Source organism: Qipengyuania proteolytica, from assembly GCF_019711565.1.
Classification (GTDB): domain Bacteria; phylum Pseudomonadota; class Alphaproteobacteria; order Sphingomonadales; family Sphingomonadaceae; genus Qipengyuania; species Qipengyuania proteolytica.
In genome coordinates, this window is the sequence record NZ_JAIGNN010000002.1 from 619,668 (window position 1) to 635,031 (window position 15,364).

Below are 15,364 nucleotides of genomic sequence, written 5' to 3' on the forward strand. Positions count from 1 at the left end.
CAGAAGGAGATTTTCAGCATGTCGATCAAAGAGATGATCAAGGACCACCCCGCAGTGGGGGCCGATTACAACGACGCACTGGGCGAAGCGGTGAAGCACGCGATGTATTGCGCGGCGATCTGCAACTCCTGCGTCGATGCCTGCAGCGCGGAGGATATGGATATGTCCGAATGCATCCGCAAATGTTCGGACGCCTCGGACATCTGCCAGACGGTGAGCCGGGTCGCGGCGCGCCGGACGCATGGCAATACGGCGGTGATCAAGTCGCTGCTCGAAACCTGCATCGTCGCCTGCAAGATCTGCGCGGAAGAATGCGCAAAGCACGACAACCCGCATTGCCAGCGCTGCGCGAAGATGTGCCGCGAATGCGTAGAGGATTGCGTCGCCGCACGCGATTCGATGCTCGAAGCGGCCTGATCCCGGCTGCATAAGAAAAAGGCCCCGCCTTCCGGTGGGGCCTTTTCTACGTCGGCAGCGCGTCCGGGTCAGGCGTATTCGCGCATCTTCTTGAGCTTCTTCAGCGCCATGTTGCGCTTCAGCCGGCTGAGGTGGTCGATGAAGAGGATGCCTTCGAGGTGGTCCATCTCGTGCTGGATGCAGGTGGCCATCAGGCCTTCCATCTCTTCCTCGTGCGTTTCCCCCTCGAGGTCTTGGTAGCGCACGCGGCAGGTCGCCGGGCGGTCGACATCGGCGAAGATTTCGGGGACCGAGAGGCAGCCTTCCTGATAGGTCGCGAGCTCTTCCGCCGGATCGAGAATTTCGGGATTCACGAACACCCGCGGCTCTTTCTTCAGCGGATAATGCACATGCTCGTGCCCGCCGTGACTGCAGACCTCGCCCTCGGCCTCGGTGTCTTCGGGCTGCAAGTCGATCACCAGCACGCGCTTGGGCACGCCGACCTGGATCGCGGCGAGGCCGATGCCGGGCGCATCGTACATGGTTTCGAACATGTCCGAGACGAGCTCTTTCAGCTCGTCATCGAATTCAGTGACGGGTTCGGACACGACCTTGAGCCGGGGATCCGGCACTTCGAGGATTTCACGGATAGCCATGCGAGCTCAGATAGGCGTGAGCGCGGCGATTCTCAAGATACCGGACGTCGCGCCCTGAGAGCCTGTGCAAGTGTGCCCTCGTCCAGGTAATCGAGTTCGCCGCCGACAGGCAGGCCGTGGGCCAGCTGGGTGATGCGGACCGGATAGCCTTCCAGCCGCTCAGCGAGATAGTGCGCGGTGGTCTGTCCCTCGAGCGTCGCATTCATCGCGAGGACCACCTCGTCCACCCCGCCCGCTTCCACGCGTGCCAGCAGGGCGGCGATGTTGAGATCTTCGGGCCGCACGCCGTCGAGCGCGGAGAGCTTGCCGCCGAGGACATGATAGCGCCCGGTGAACAGCTTCGCCCGGTCGAGCGCCCACAGATCCGACACGTCCTCCACCACGCACAGGCTCTTCGCATCGCGGCGCGGATCGGCGCAGATGCCGCAGGGGTTGCGCGTGTCGACATTGCCGCAGGTTTCGCATTCGACCAGCGCCTCGCCCACCGTCGCCAGCGCCTCTAGCAGCGCGGGCAGCGCCGTTTCGCGCCGTTTGACGAGCCACAGCACCGCCCTGCGCGCACTGCGCGGGCCGAGGCCGGGCAGGCGGGCCAGCGCCTGGCTGAGGGTTTCGATCTCTTGCGATGCCATCGCGCCACAGATAGGGGCGCTGGCGAGACAGAGAAAGGCCGCAATGCGCACAATCTTCATGGGATCGCCGGAATTCGCCGTGCCGACGCTGCAGGCACTGGTCGATGCCGCGCATGAGGTGGTGTGCGTCTACACCCAGCCGCCGCGTCCGGGCGGCCGGCGCGGGAAGGGACTGACGCCGACACCGGTCCACCGGCGCGCCAGCGACCTCGGCATCGAGGTCCGCCATCCCAGATCGCTCAAGTCGGCAGAGGAGCAGCGGGCATTTGCCGCGCTCGGTGCCGACGTGGCGGTGGTCGCGGCCTATGGGCTGATCCTGCCGCAGGCGGTGCTCGATGCGCCGAAGCACGGCTGCCTCAACGTCCACGCCTCGATCCTGCCGCGCTGGCGGGGTGCGGCGCCGATCCACCGCGCGGTGATGGCGGGCGACCCGGTCACCGGGGTAACGATCATGCAGATGGAAGCCGGGCTCGATACCGGCCCGATGATCGCGTTCGCGCGCACTCCGATCGAGGACAAGACCACTGGCGAACTGACCGAGGAACTGGCCGAGATCGGTGCGCAGCTGATGGTCGGCACGCTGATCGACTTCGGCGTGCTGCACCCGATGGAGCAGGACGACGACGAGGCGACCTATGCGGCCAAGATCGACAAGGCCGAAGCGCGGATCGACTGGTCGAAGCCGGCGGTGGAAGTGGAGCGACTCGTGCGCGCGCTCGCTCCCTTTCCCGGTGCATGGTTCGAGCTTCAGGGCCAGCGGGTGAAGCTGCTGCGCGCCGAGCTCGCCGAAGGCTCGGGCAAGCCGGGCGAAATACTCGACCACGGGCTAGCGATAGCCTGCGGCGACGGCGCGATCCGCCCGGTAGAGCTGCAGCGCGCGGGCAAGCCGAAGATGGATCTCGACACCTTCCTGCGCGGGAATGCGGTGTCCAAGGGCAGCGTGCTGGGCTGATGCCGGCGTGTGTGCTTCGACAGGCTCAGGCTGAGCGGACCTCGTGCCCGATCCCACATCCGCTCAGCCTGAGCCTGTCGAAGGCCACGCACCCACGTTTGCGCCAATGACCCGCTTCGCGCTGACCCTCGAATTCGACGGCACGCCGTTCTTCGGCCTGCAGCGCCAGAAGGACGGGCCGAGCGTGCAACAAGCGGTGGAAGAAGCTGCGCAGCGCGTCACCGGCGAGGATGTGCGGCTCCACAGCGCAGGCCGGACGGACACCGGCGTCCACGCGCTCGCCATGCGCAGCCACATGGACATCGCGAAGGCCATGACGCCCTACCGCCTGATGGAGGCGCTCAACGCCCATCTGAGACCCGATCCGATCGCGGTCACCGCCTGCGAGATCGTGCCCGACGACTGGCACGCGCGCTTCTCCTGCACGGGTCGCAGCTATGTCTACCGGATCGCCAACCGCCGCGCGCCGCTGACGCTTGAGCGCGACCGCATGTGGCAGGTCGGCACGCCGCTCGATCACGATGCCATGCACCGCGCGGCGCAGGCGCTGGTCGGCCTGCACGATTTCACCACCTTCCGCTCGGTCCACTGCCAGTCGGACAGTCCGGTGAAGACGCTCGACCGGCTCGATGTGGAACGCGAGGGCGATGAGGTGCGCATCCATGCTGCCGCGCGCAGCTTCCTCCATCACCAGGTGCGCAGCATGGTCGGCTGCCTTGCGCTGGTCGGCATGGGCCGCTGGCGCGAAGAGCAGATGGCAGAGGCGCTGGAAGCGCGCGACCGGCAGGCGCTGGGCCTCAACGCGCCCTCGCATGGCCTCTATTTCGTCAGCGCGACCTATCCGGGAGACGCTTGACCGAACGTCACCCTAGCCAAGCGTCCGGCAGAGGCGTAGCGAAGCGCCACACACCAGATTCGAATAGGGAGAATGGATATGCCCACGACCGGCAAGCAGCTTTTCACCACTCTTGAAAGCGACGGTACGCTGACTGTCGAGATCGCCAGCCGCGAGTTCCCCGATCCCACCGGCAATCAGGTGCTGGTCAAGATGGAAGCCGCGCCGATCAACCCGTCGGACCTCGCGATCCTGACCGGGGCAGCCGATTTCGAGAATGCCGAATACTCGCCGGGCAAGGTCGTCGCCAAGATGCCCGAACCCTTCAACAGCGGCCAGAAGGCGCGCCACGGCCAGCGCCTGCCCGCCGGTAACGAAGGCGCGGGCACGGTTGTTGCCACGGGTGACAGCGACATGGCCAAGGCGCTGATGGGCCAGCGCGTCGCCTGCGTGCCGGGCAACGCCTATTCCGAATACGCCATCGCCGACGCGGCGATGTGCCTGCCGCTGGGCGACCACAGCGCGGAAGACGGCGCGTCGAGCTTCGTCAACCCGATGACCGCACTGGGCTTTGCCGAGAATGCCAAGATGGATGGGCAGAAGGCGATCCTCCACACGGTCGGTGCGTCGAACCTCGGCCAGATGCTGGTCAAAATTTGCCAGGAAGACGGGCTCGGCCTCGTGAATATCGTCCGCAAGCAGGACCAGGCCGACCTGCTGAAGGGCCTCGGCGCGACGCATGTCGTGAACTCGTCCGACGATGACTTCATGGCGCAGCTCAAAGCCGCGATCGACGAGACCGATGCCTTCTACGGCTTCGACCCGATCGGCGGCGGGACGATGGTCGATACCAGCTTCAAGGCGATGGAACAGGTCGCGGTGTCGAAGATGACCGAATATTCGCGCTATGGTTCGAACCAGGCGAAGCGGATGTTCATCTACGGCCGTCTCGATTTCTCGCCGACCACGCTGACCCCGTCCTATGGCTTCGGCTGGACCCTGTCGGGCTGGCTGCTGACGCCTTTCCTCGCGAATGCAGGTATGGAAACCGTCATGCGGATGCGCAAGCGCGTGCTCGACAACCTCACCACCACCTTCGCCAGCAGCTACAAGACCAAGGTCGATCTGGAAGGCATGCTGACGAAGGACGCGATCCTCGACTATCGCCAGATGAAGACCGGCGAGAAGTATCTGGTCCTGCCCAACGGGTAACCCCCGGAACAGTCATGGCGAGCGAAGCCAAGCACTCCAGGGCGGCTCGGTGCCGCTCTGGATTGCCGCGCGGCTTCGCCGCTCGCAATGACGTGATCGCTAGCGTCCGTCGAAGGCGCGCTGGAGCGCGGCTGGATCGCTCTCGCCGCTCGCCAGCAGTAGCTGCAGCAGGATACGCGCCTTTTGCGGATTGAGCGCGCGGGCGGCGACGAAGCCGTTTGCCTCATCCTCCGGCTCGCGGTCGACCAGGCCTTCCTCTGTCCGGCTCGCACGGACGACCGCGATGCCTCGCGTCGAGAGCGCAGCAAGCGCCTGCCGCACGGGTTCGGGCATATTGCCCTCGCCCACCCCTGCAACCACCACGCCGCGCGTCTGCGGGCCGATGAGCCGGCCGAGCATATCGGCCTCCAGCGCCGCGTGGACATAGAGAATGGCAACCTCCGGCAGGTCGTCGCACCATGCGAAGCGCGCGCCGTCGCCGCGCTGCCACGGCGCGCCGAACCATTCGAGCGAACTCGGCGTGACGAGCCCGATCGACTCGCGTGGAAATCCGCGAAACGCCTCTGCGCCGCGGGTGCGAACCTTGCGCACGTCGCGCGCCGCAAACATGCGGTCGCCCATCACCACCAGCGTCCCGCGGCCCGCTGCATCGGGATTGCTCGCCACCCGTACGGCATTGGCGAAATTCCTGAGGCCGTCGTAACCGACCGCATCGGCCGGCCGCATTGCCCCGACAACCACGACCGGCTTGGTCGCCGGCAGCGTCAGGTCGAGCAGGAAGGCGGTCTCCTCCAGCGTATCGGTCCCGTGCGTGACGATCACGCCGTTGCAGGCAGGATCGGCCAGCGCCTCCATGATCGCCGGGTGCAGCGCATTCCACACCCCCGGCCCCATGTCGGCCGAATCGATATTGGCGATCTGACGACCCGAAAGCTCGGCCTCCAGCCCCAGCCCGCCCACCTGTTCGAGATAGTCCTCGATCCCGATCTCGCCCGCGCGATAATCGTGCCCGATGGCGGAGCCGGCGATCCCGGCGATGGTGCCTCCGGTGGCGAGGACGGTGAGCTGTATTGTCATGCGCGCCGCCTAGCTGGCCAGCGGCGATCTCGGCAATTGATTTTGAAGATTTGGGCGTTATGTGCAGCACTCCCGCAAACGGAGCGGGCGCTTAGCTCAGTTGGTAGAGCATCTCGTTTACACCGAGAGGGTCGGCGGTTCGAGCCCGTCAGCGCCCACCACGTCCGGACCATCGGAGACTTCGATCATCCGGCAATCCTTCGACATTGCTATCGCAGGATGCGGCCCCGCAGGACTGGCCGCTGCGCTATTGCTGCATCGCGACGGCCACCGCGTCACGCTCTATGAACGCTTCGAGACCCCGCGCCCGCTGGGTTCGGGGCTGATGATCCAGCCATCGGGTATGGCGGTTCTCGATGGCCTCGAGCTGGCACACCAAGTGGCGCGGCGCGGTGCGCGGATCGATGCGCTGCTCGGGATCGAGGAGCATGGCCGCACCGCGCTTGACGCGCCCTATGCCAAGCTCGGGATCGATGGCGTTTTCGGGCTCGGGATACACCGTGCGAGCCTGTTCGGCGTGCTTTTCGAGGCGGCGCAGGCCGAGGGCCTCACTATCCTCACCGGGCACGAAGTGCTGTCGAGCGAGCTCTGCGCCGCCGGACGCTGCCTCGTCTTCGCCGATGGATCGCGTTCCCGGCCGCATGACCTCATCGTCGATGCCAGCGGCTGGGCATCTCGGATCGAGGGCGGCGAGGGACAGGGGTTGCTGCCCTTTGGCGCGCTTTGGGCCAGCGTTCCGGTAACTGGCGATGACCCGCACGCGCGCAACCTGCTTGAACAGCGCTATCGCCGCGCATCGCAGATGGTTGGCGTACTTCCCATCGGTTCGCGCGCCGACGATGCACCGCAGGAGGTCGCCTTCTTCTGGTCGCTCCCCCGCGAGGATCACACGCGCTGGTGCGACACGCCGCTCGACGCGTGGAAGGACGAGGTTCGTGCGCTATGGCCGCAGGCCGATTTCCTGCTCGAGCGGATTTCCACGCACGACGATCTCACCTTCGCCCGTTACGCTCACCGCACCGCTCGCAAGGCGCATGGCGAGCGGCTGATCCGCATCGGCGACGCATGGCATTCGGCCAGTCCGCAGCTTGGTCAGGGGGCGAATATGGCGCTGCTCGATGCCTGGGGGCTCGCGCTGGGCCTGCGCGAGGGGCGCACACTCGCCGAGGGTATTCGCAACGCCAATTTGTGGCGGCGTGATCATGTGGCGCTTTATCAGGCAGTGACCGCCGCTTTCACGCCGCTGTTCCAGTCCGACGCCGCGCTGTGGCCGTGGCTCCGCGACCGGGCGATGGCGCCGCTCTCCCGCTTGGGACCGGTCGCGCGCGTGCAGGCACAACTGATGAGCGGGCTGTTCGGCTGGCCGCTGCCGATGCTGGGGCTGGACGTGCCGGACTACTCGGCGATCGCCGCCTCGATGGCCGCGCGGGCGTCCTCGCCCGACCAGTCGTAGTCGCCTGCGACCCGCCAGACTTCCTGCCTGCTCGCGTCATAGAGCACGGTGGTGGGCATCACTCCGCCGCCCAGCGCGAAACCGAGTTCGCCCTGAACATCCATCCACGGCTCCAGCGCTTCATATCCACCCGCCGCGAAAAACGGTTCAACCTTCGCCGCGCCCTGCATGTCCTGGCTGACGGTCAGCACCTTGAGCCGCCCTTCGTAGTCGCCTGCCAGCTCGTCGAGCAGCGGCATTTCCTTGACGCAGGGGGCGCACCACGTCGCCCAGAGGTTGAGCAGCACGGGCTGCCCCTGAAGCGCTCCGAGGTTGAGCGTGCGCCCTGCCGGATCGGTCACGTTGATTGCCGGCATCAGCGCGCCGGCATTGCTACGGTCGATGTCGCCGGTTGGCGCGGGCGTAGCGGTGCTTTCTTGCGCGGCTTCCCGCTCCCCCCTATCGCAGGCGCCGAGCGACAAGCCGAGAACAAGGACGAGCGTGAGCGACAAGCGGGACAATTCGGGCTCCAATGCCATGTGGGGCGGCAGGTTCGCCGAGGGACCTAGCGCGATCATGCGCGAAATCAACGCTTCGATCCCCTTCGACAAGGCGCTGTGGCGGCAGGATATCGCGGCCAGCAAGGCACACGTCGCCATGCTCGGCGCGCAGGGCATCGTGAGCCCCGAAGACGTGGCGACGATCAGCGAAGGGCTCGACAAGGTCGCTGCGGAATATGCGCGCGAAGGCGTGCCGGAGGACTGGGACCTCGAAGACATCCACATGACCACGGAGAGCCGCCTCGCCGAACTGGTCGGCCCGGCGGCAGGGCGGCTGCACACCGCGCGCAGCCGCAACGACCAGGTGGCGACCGATTTCCGCCTCTGGGTGCGCGATGCGCTGGACCAGGCGGACGCAGGCCTCGCGGCGCTCCAGCGCGCGCTCGTCACCCGCGCCGGCGAGCATGCCGCCAGCATCATGCCCGGCTTCACCCACCTCCAGACCGCGCAGCCGGTGACGCTGGGCCATCACCTCATGGCCTATTACGAGATGATCGCGCGCGATCGGAGGCGCTTTGCAGATGCGCGGAGGCGGATGAACGAAAGCCCGCTCGGCAGCGCCGCGCTGGCGGGCACCGGCTTCCCGATCGATCGCGAGGCGACAGCGCAGGCGCTCGGCTTCGACCGGCCCACGCGCAACAGCCTAGATGCCGTGTCCGACCGCGATTTCGCGCTCGATTACCTGATGGCGGCAAGCCAGTGCGCGCTGCACCTCAGCCGACTGGCCGAAGAATTCATCATCTGGGCCAGCCAGCCTTTCGGTTTCGTCCGCCTGCCCGACGCGCTCTCGACCGGCAGCAGCATCATGCCGCAGAAGAAGAACCCCGACGCGGCGGAACTCGTGCGCGGCCATGCCGGGCGCGTGATCGGCTGCACCACCGCGCTGATGGTGACCATGAAGGGCCTGCCGCTCGCCTATTCAAAGGACATGCAGGACGACAAGCCGCCCGTGTTCGAGGCCGCAGGCCTGCTTGCGCTGAGCATCGCGGCGATGACCGGCATGGTCGCCGACAGCGATTTCAGGACGGCCCGCATGCGCGAAGCCGCCGAGCTCGGCTATGCCACCGCAACGGACCTTGCCGACTGGCTGGTGCGCGAGGCGGACATTCCCTTCCGCGAGGCGCACCACATCACCGGAGCGGCCGTGAAGCGCGCCGAGGCCGATAGCGTCGCGCTCGACCAGCTGCCGATGGATGTCCTCAAGGGCATCGATGCACGGATCGACGAGCGGGTTTACAAAGCCCTGTCGGTCGATGCCTCGGTGGCCTCGCGCAACTCCTATGGCGGGACCGCGCCCGAGCAGGTAGAAGCGCGCGTGAAGGAAGCCCGCAAGGCGCTGGGAATGGATCGCTGAATGAAGAAGCCGCTGATCATAGCCGCGACACTGCTCCTCGCCGCTTGCGGACAGAAGGCCGCGCTTGCGCCGCCGGAGGGCGCCGCGCTGCCGCCCGCCCCCTATGGTTCGGAAGTCCAGCCGAGCTCGGAAGAGCTGCTCGCGCTCGATCCGCAGGCCGCGCCCGATCGCAGCGTCGAACTGCGCACCCGCTCCGAAGAACGCGAGGACGATCCCTTCGACCTTCCTCCCGAGTGAATTTCAGCGGGGCAAGCGAAGCTTGCTCGACTCGTTTCGCGCTTTTGGGCAGAGGCGGCGGCCATGGACCATTTCCAGCTCCGTGACGGCGTCATGCATGCCGAAGACGTGCCGCTCCCGCGCATTGCCGAAGAGGTTGGCACGCCCGTCTACGTCTATTCGCGCGCCACACTGACCCGTCATGCCCGCGTCTTTCGCGAGGCCCTGTCGGGCCTCGACAATCCGCACATCGCCTTCGCGGTGAAATCGAACCCCAACCTCGCCGTGCTCAAGGTGCTGGCAAACGAGGGCTATGGCGCGGACGTCGTTTCCGGCGGCGAGCTGACGCGCGCACTCGCTGCGGGCATGAAGCCCGAGGACATCGTCTTCTCCGGTGTCGGCAAGACGCATGCCGAGCTGCTGCAGGGCCTCGAAGAGGGCATCGGCCAGTTCAATATCGAGAGCGAGGAAGAGGGCTACGAGCTCGCCGCCATCGCGCGTCGCCACGGCAAGCGCGCGGCCTGCGCGCTGCGGGTGAACCCCGATGTCGATGCGCGGACGCATGAGAAAATCTCGACCGGCAAGCGCGAGAACAAGTTCGGCGTCCCGCTCGACCGCGCGGCAGAGATCTATGCGCGGCTGGCGGATGAGGACGGGCTCGATATGCGCGGGGTGGCGGTGCATATCGGCAGCCAGCTGGCCGATCTCGAACCGCTCGAAACCGCTTTCGGCAAGGTCGGCGCGCTGATCGCGGACTTGCGCGCGCAGGGGTGCAGCGTCACCCATGCCGATCTGGGCGGGGGCCTCGGCGTGCCCTACAGGGCCGGCGAAGTGCTGCCCGCGCCAGCGGAGTACGGGGCAATGGTCGCGCGCGTCACCAAGGGCTGGGACGTAAGGCTCATGTTCGAGCCGGGCCGCGTGATCGCGGGCAATGCCGGCGTCTTGCTGACACGCGTAATCCGCTCCAAGCGCAGCGGCAACGGACCGCCCTTCGTGGTGGTCGATGCCGCAATGAACGACCTCGCCCGACCCGCCATGTATGGCGCCTGGCACGATTTCGACGCGGTGGCGCCGACCGGCGAGCGGATGACCGCGCATATCGTCGGCCCGATCTGCGAGACCGGCGACACCTTCGCGATGGACCGCGAGTGCGACGCGCTCGTCGCGGGCGACCTCGCGGTATTCCGTACCGCAGGCGCTTACGGTGCGACGATGGCGAGCAGCTATAACTCGCGCGGCTTCGTGGCCGAAGTGCTGGTCGATGGCGACCGCTATGCCGTGGTGGCCGACCGCATTGCCGCGAGCGCGATCATGGATGCCGAGCGCGTGCCGGAGTGGCTCGCCTGATGCATTCCTTGCCGCTTTTCCACCGGATCGCGGGCACGCGCGTGGTGGTTGTCGGCGAGGGAGAGATGGCCGAGGCGAAAGCGCGGCTTGTCGAGCGCGCAGGCGGTGTTCCTTGTCCCGAGACCGAGGCGCGCCATGCGAAGCTCGGTTTCGTGGCGCTGGAGGACGGGCGCGCTGCCGAGGCGGCTGCGCTGCGGCTCAAGCGCGCTGGCCTGCTGGTCAATGTCGCGGACCGGCCGGAGCTGTGCGATTTCACCCTGCCCAGCGTGCTCGACCGGGATCCAGTGCTCGTGGCGGTTAGCACGGGTGGCGCTTCGGCGGGCCTCGCAAAACACCTGCGCCTGCGGCTCGAGGCGCTCCTGCCGCAATCGCTGGGTACACTGGCGATGGCGCTGAGCGACGCGCGCGATGCGATCAAGGCCCGCTACGCGACCGGCGACGCCCGTCGCCGGGCGCTGGACGAGGCGCTGGGCGAAGGTGGCGCGCTCGATCCTTTTGCAGCGACTGACGCCGGAAGCGTGGCGGCGTGGCTCGCAGGCAACCGCGCGGTTGCGGATTCCGAAGTCTTCGAGTTCACGCTTACCAGCGATGATCCCGAAGACCTGACGCTGCGCCAGGCGCGCGCGCTCGGCAAGGCGGATACGGTGCTGCACGATGCGGAGGTGGCAGAGGCGATCCTGATCCGCGCCCGCGCCGATGCGACGCGCATCGTCCTGCCAGCCGAAGCGCCGTCCGACGGGCTCACAGTCATCCTGCGCCGCGTCTAGACTGTCGCCAGCTCGCCCACACCGACTTCCGCGAAATAGCGTGCCATCGCTTCGGCGGTGTTGTCCGCCAGGGCAATGTAAGCGCGGCGCCGGTCCTGCGGATCGGCAACGCGCACCAGCAAGCCGGCGTCCACCATCTGCGCGATCCAGCGCAGTGCGGTGGTCGCAGGCACGCCCGAAGCGATGCAGAGCGAGGTGACGCTGACCTGGAGCCGCTCGGCGCGGGCGGCCGACAGGTCGAGCAGGATGTCCCAAGCCGGATCGGCGAACAGGTCGCCGTCGAAGAACCGAGCGCGCGCCTGCCGGTGCTTGATAACCTGCCGGATCGCCGCCGCATCGGGCAACTGCGGCCGGCGTTTGCCCGATCGCTCGACCAGATGATCCTGCTCCTCCCCGCGCCACGTCGGCGACGGCGATTCGAAGCGGAACGCGCCGCCCTGCGCGCGCTGGCCCGGCGGCAGCTTCTCCAGCCGCTCCGCAATCCGCCCGACCTGTTCGGTCAGCCGCAGCAGCATCAGCCGGTCTTCCTCGCCCAGCTCGCGCAGGCGCAGGTTCGGCACGTGGGCCAGCACGCGTCCGAGCGCGATCACGCGTTCCGAACGGCACGGATCGACCAGGATTTGCGGCGCAGAGAAGGAAAAGCAGCCGAAGACGGCGTCCAGCGCCCCCATTGTGGTCGAAACCACCAGCTGCGCCCCGGCCTTCCCCGCCCGCATGTCCAGCCGCGCCAGCAAGGCCAGCGATTCCGCCGTATCCTCTGCGCAATCGATCAGCACCACGTCGCCCAGCGCCGTGATTGCACCCCGTGCATATTCTTCCAGCGAACAGTTATGCAGGATGCGAAAGCCGGCCGCCTCGGCATCGTCGCGCAGTTCCCCGCGAATATGCGCGCGATCGGCCAGCACGGTCACGCCGAGCTGGGACCCTGCGGAATCCCTGGCGGGCTCGTAAAGGAAATCCGACTGCATCGATTCGCGCTCCTTCAGGAATTAAGGAGAACGTGATAAGAACAAATACGGATCATGACAAGCAGCGGTGCACAATCGCCTGAACCGATTGAACCTTCCGCCTGCTTGCTGCGACTATCCCAGCATGACGGGCACAGGGACCCAGCGAACGCAGGCCGAGCGGCTTTATGACGAATTGCTCGTCACGCTGGTGCAGGCGGGCGACCGGCGCGCGGCAGGCCGGCTTGCAGCCCGCTGGCAGCCGCGCCTTGGACGCACCGCCCGGCGATTGCTCGGTGACGAGGACCAGGCACTCGGCACGGTGCAGGAGGCGTGGCTCTCGATCCTGCGCGGCATCGGGAGCCTGCGCGATCCATCACGTTTCGCGCCATGGGCCTTCGGCATCCTGCGGCGGCGCTGCGCCGACCATATTCGCGGGGCACAAACCGCGCGCTCGCACAGGGGCGAACTGGACCAGGAGCCGGAAGCCAAGAACGGGATGGAGGAGAGCCTCGCCATCCGGCAGGCCTTCGCCGCCCTGCCGCCCGATCAGCGGCTCGCCGCGCAACTGTTCTTCGTCGAGGGCCTCACCCTCGCCGAGATCGCCGAGGTGCAACAGGTGCCGGTGGGCACCGCAAAATCGCGCCTCTTCCATGCCCGCCGCCAGTTGAAGGCGGCCCTTTCCGGAGACGTCACATGACGACAATCGACGACCGAATCCGCGGCGCCCTCGACGAGGACGATAAGGCCTTCCTTGCCAGCCTCGACGAAGGGCGCGGCATGTTCAGTCAGATCGGCGACGTGCTTGCCGGCCCGCTCGGCGGGTGGTCCAAGCTCATCTTCGCCGTGGCCCTCGTGCTCGGCTTCGTGCTGGTCTATGCCGGTTACCGCTTCTTCACCGCGCCCGGCATCGAGCAGGCGACCTGGTGGGGGATCGTGACGCTGGGCATCCTGATGATGCAGGGCTTCATAAAGGAATGGTTCTATGCCCGCATGAACATGCTGAGCGTCCTGCGCGAGGTGAAGCGCCTGCAATTGCAGGTGGCCATGCTCGGCGGCGAGAAAGCCTAGGGCCGGATTTCGATCGGGGTCCCGTCCGGGACAAGGCTCCACAGCTCGGCCATCTCGGCATTGGTCAGGGCGATGCAGCCATCGGTCCAGTCGCCCGGCACGCGCACCCCGTCGGGAACGCCGTTGGGCTGGCCGTGGATGAAGATCAGCCCGCCCGGCGAGCGACCCCGGCTGCTGGCATAGGCCCGGTCGGCCGCATTGGGATAGTCGATGTGGAGCGAGAGGTAATAGCTCGACTGCGGATTGCCGTAGGTTATCGTGTAACGACCCTCGGGCGTGCGCTCGTCGCCCTGGAACTGCTTGTGGCCGACCGGCTGGTCGCCGAACTGCAACCCGCGATAGGTGCGGATCACATTCGCACCCTGATAGACCCAGAGCGTACGCTCGGACTTGTCGATCAGGATGAAGTCTGCAGCTTCGCCACCGCGCGCCTGCTGCGCCCGCGCTTCCGGCACCGGCGGGGTGCAGGCCAGGACCGAGATCAGGGCAAGGACGGCAAGCCAGCGCATGACGCGTACATTGCCACCGCTACACAGATCAGTCCATGAACGGATCGCGCATCAGGATCGTGTCGTCGCGCTCCGGGCTGGTGGAGACCAGCGCGACCGGCGTTTCGATCAGTTCCTGCACGCGCTGGATGTATTTCACCGCGTTTGCAGGGAGGTCGGCGAAGCTGCGCGCGCCGGCGGTGCTTTCGCTCCAGCCGTCCATCGTCTCGTAGATCGGCTCGACCGCCGCCTGGTCCGCTGCATGGCTGGGCAGGTAGTCGTAGACCTGTCCGCGCAGGCGATAGCCGGTGCAGATCTTCACCTCCTCCAGCCCGTCGAGCACGTCGATCTTGGTGAGCGCGATGCCGGTGACGCCGCTGATCGCGCAGCTCTGGCGCACGATCACCGCGTCGAACCAGCCGACGCGGCGCTGGCGGCCGGTCACGGTGCCGAATTCGTGGCCCCGCTCGCCCAGCCCCTTGCCGATCTCGTCCTCTAGCTCGGTCGGGAACGGGCCGCTGCCGACGCGGGTGGTGTAGGCCTTGACGATGCCGAGAACGTAGCCGGTCGCATTGGGGCCGAGGCCGCTGCCCGCCGCCGCCGTGCCGCTGACCGTGTTCGAGCTGGTGACGAAGGGATAGGTCCCGTGGTCGATATCAAGCAGCACGCCCTGCGCGCCTTCGAACAGGATCTTGGCGCCCGCCTTGCGGACCTTCTTGAGGCGCTTCCACACCGGCTGCGCGAACTTGAGTACGAAGGGCGCGATCTCGCGCAGCTCGGCGAGCAGCGCCTCGCGGTCCACCGGCGGCTGGTCGAAACCCGCACGCAACGCATCATGGTGCGCGCAGAGGCGGTCGAGCTGCGGTTCCAGATCGTCGAGATGGGCAAGATCGCACACGCGGATCGCGCGGCGGCCGACCTTGTCTTCGTAAGCCGGGCCGATACCGCGCCCGGTGGTGCCGATCTTGCCCGAGCCCGCAGCGGTTTCGCGCAGGCCGTCGAGATCGCGGTGGATCGGCAGGATCAGCGGACAATTGTCGGCGACGGCGAGGTTGTCTGCAGTGACGGTGACGCCCTGCCCCTCGATCTTTTCGATTTCCGATTTCAACGCCCAGGGATCGAGCACCACGCCATTGCCGATCACGCTCAGCGTGCCCGAGACAATGCCCGAAGGCAGCAGCGAAAGCTTGTAGGTCGTCCCGTCGATCACCAGCGTGTGGCCGGCATTGTGCCCGCCCTGGAAACGGACGACGGCATCGGCGCGGCTGGCGAGCCAGTCGACGATCTTGCCCTTGCCCTCATCGCCCCACTGGGCGCCGATCACGGTTACATTGGCCATCTTGAGACTGCTTTCTTGCAGGGGTGCACAAACGCCGCGGGCGTTAGGCGCAAGCGTGCCACTGGGCAAGGCGTTTGCCCGGAAAC

Annotated in this window: 18 protein-coding genes and 1 tRNA gene; 12 read left to right on the plus strand and 7 right to left on the minus strand. The window is 67.0% G+C overall.

All coding sequences use genetic code 11. The annotated features are described in order from the left end of the window. Positions 1–18 precede the first annotated feature (18 nt). Positions 19–417: a four-helix bundle copper-binding protein gene (locus K3172_RS11945; protein WP_221590312.1), complete on the plus strand. Its 399-nt coding sequence runs from the start codon at positions 19–21 to the stop codon at positions 415–417. A gap of 68 nt (positions 418–485) precedes the next feature. Here the strand turns inward: K3172_RS11945 and def are convergent, their stop codons facing one another. Further along, positions 486–1,052, minus strand: coding sequence for a peptide deformylase (gene def / locus K3172_RS11950; protein WP_221590314.1), 567 nt, complete (start codon positions 1,050–1,052; stop codon positions 486–488). 32 nt (positions 1,053–1,084) lie between these two features. Continuing rightward, on the minus strand, positions 1,085–1,681 hold the full coding sequence (gene recR, locus K3172_RS11955) for a recombination mediator RecR (RefSeq protein ID WP_221590316.1): 597 nt from the start codon (positions 1,679–1,681) through the stop codon (positions 1,085–1,087). Between the two features lie 43 nt (positions 1,682–1,724). Here recR and fmt point away from each other — a divergent pair, with 43 nt between their 5' ends. The 3 genes from fmt to K3172_RS11970 all read left to right on the plus strand — a co-directional run bounded on the left by fmt (position 1,725) and on the right by K3172_RS11970 (position 4,680). After that, entirely contained in the window at positions 1,725–2,633 is a 909-nt protein-coding gene (gene fmt, locus K3172_RS11960; protein ID WP_221590318.1) for a methionyl-tRNA formyltransferase, read from the plus strand. A gap of 106 nt (positions 2,634–2,739) precedes the next feature. Continuing rightward, entirely contained in the window at positions 2,740–3,489 is a 750-nt protein-coding gene (gene truA / locus K3172_RS11965) for a tRNA pseudouridine(38-40) synthase TruA (RefSeq protein ID WP_221590320.1), read from the plus strand. Between the two features lie 78 nt (positions 3,490–3,567). Then, the gene (locus K3172_RS11970; RefSeq protein WP_221591173.1) at positions 3,568–4,680 is read left to right on the plus strand and encodes a zinc-binding dehydrogenase; all 1,113 of its coding nucleotides are present in this window, start codon (positions 3,568–3,570) and stop codon (positions 4,678–4,680) included. 99 nt (positions 4,681–4,779) lie between these two features. Here K3172_RS11970 and K3172_RS11975 read toward each other — a convergent pair whose 3' ends face one another. Beyond that, entirely contained in the window at positions 4,780–5,757 is a 978-nt protein-coding gene (locus K3172_RS11975) for an asparaginase (RefSeq protein WP_221590322.1), read from the minus strand. A gap of 85 nt (positions 5,758–5,842) precedes the next feature. Between K3172_RS11975 and K3172_RS11980 the strand changes: the two genes are divergently transcribed. Together K3172_RS11980 and K3172_RS11985 are read left to right on the plus strand one after the other, a co-directional pair. Beyond that, positions 5,843–5,918 (plus strand) — tRNA-Val (locus K3172_RS11980). Between the two features lie 50 nt (positions 5,919–5,968). Continuing rightward, positions 5,969–7,210: an FAD-dependent oxidoreductase gene (locus K3172_RS11985; protein ID WP_345725667.1), complete on the plus strand. Its 1,242-nt coding sequence runs from the start codon at positions 5,969–5,971 to the stop codon at positions 7,208–7,210. Here K3172_RS11985 and K3172_RS11990 read toward each other — a convergent pair. Further along, on the minus strand, positions 7,153–7,728 hold the full coding sequence (locus K3172_RS11990; protein WP_247718160.1) for a TlpA family protein disulfide reductase: 576 nt from the start codon (positions 7,726–7,728) through the stop codon (positions 7,153–7,155). The two genes, K3172_RS11985 and K3172_RS11990, sit on opposite strands and share 58 nt — an antisense overlap. Between K3172_RS11990 and argH the strand changes: the two genes are divergently transcribed. The 4 genes from argH (at position 7,727) to K3172_RS12010 (ending at position 11,433) form a co-directional block, all read left to right on the plus strand. Next, a complete protein-coding gene (gene argH / locus K3172_RS11995; protein ID WP_221591176.1) occupies positions 7,727–9,103 on the plus strand; it encodes an argininosuccinate lyase in 1,377 nt (458 codons plus the stop codon). The two genes, K3172_RS11990 and argH, sit on opposite strands and share 2 nt — an antisense overlap. Then, positions 9,104–9,340 carry an LPS translocon maturation chaperone LptM gene (lptM, locus tag K3172_RS12000; RefSeq protein WP_221590326.1) on the plus strand — a complete coding sequence of 79 codons (237 nt, stop codon included), beginning with the start codon at positions 9,104–9,106 and terminating at the stop codon, positions 9,338–9,340. A gap of 63 nt (positions 9,341–9,403) precedes the next feature. Further along, positions 9,404–10,666 carry a diaminopimelate decarboxylase gene (gene lysA / locus K3172_RS12005; RefSeq protein ID WP_221590328.1) on the plus strand — a complete coding sequence of 421 codons (1,263 nt, stop codon included), beginning with the start codon at positions 9,404–9,406 and terminating at the stop codon, positions 10,664–10,666. After that, the gene (locus K3172_RS12010; RefSeq protein WP_345725652.1) at positions 10,666–11,433 is read left to right on the plus strand and encodes a precorrin-2 dehydrogenase/sirohydrochlorin ferrochelatase family protein; all 768 of its coding nucleotides are present in this window, start codon (positions 10,666–10,668) and stop codon (positions 11,431–11,433) included. The genes lysA and K3172_RS12010 overlap by 1 nt, the downstream gene beginning before the upstream one ends. Here K3172_RS12010 and K3172_RS12015 read toward each other — a convergent pair. Next, positions 11,430–12,401 (minus strand): helix-turn-helix domain-containing protein, encoded by a 972-nt coding sequence (locus K3172_RS12015; protein WP_221590330.1) that lies wholly within the window; start codon positions 12,399–12,401, stop codon positions 11,430–11,432. The two genes, K3172_RS12010 and K3172_RS12015, sit on opposite strands and share 4 nt — an antisense overlap. A 124-nt stretch (positions 12,402–12,525) precedes the next feature. Between K3172_RS12015 and K3172_RS12020 the strand changes: the two genes are divergently transcribed. Then, positions 12,526–13,080 carry an RNA polymerase sigma factor gene (locus K3172_RS12020; protein WP_221590332.1) on the plus strand — a complete coding sequence of 185 codons (555 nt, stop codon included), beginning with the start codon at positions 12,526–12,528 and terminating at the stop codon, positions 13,078–13,080. Next, entirely contained in the window at positions 13,077–13,451 is a 375-nt protein-coding gene (locus tag K3172_RS12025) for a DUF6768 family protein (protein WP_221590334.1), read from the plus strand. Before K3172_RS12020 ends, K3172_RS12025 begins: the two co-directional genes overlap by 4 nt. Here K3172_RS12025 and K3172_RS12030 read toward each other — a convergent pair. Next, positions 13,448–13,960: a L,D-transpeptidase family protein gene (locus K3172_RS12030; RefSeq protein WP_221590336.1), complete on the minus strand. Its 513-nt coding sequence runs from the start codon at positions 13,958–13,960 to the stop codon at positions 13,448–13,450. The genes K3172_RS12025 and K3172_RS12030 overlap by 4 nt on opposite strands. A 28-nt stretch (positions 13,961–13,988) precedes the next feature. Further along, positions 13,989–15,278: an adenylosuccinate synthase gene (locus K3172_RS12035; protein WP_221590338.1), complete on the minus strand. Its 1,290-nt coding sequence runs from the start codon at positions 15,276–15,278 to the stop codon at positions 13,989–13,991. Positions 15,279–15,364: the final 86 nt, after the last annotated feature.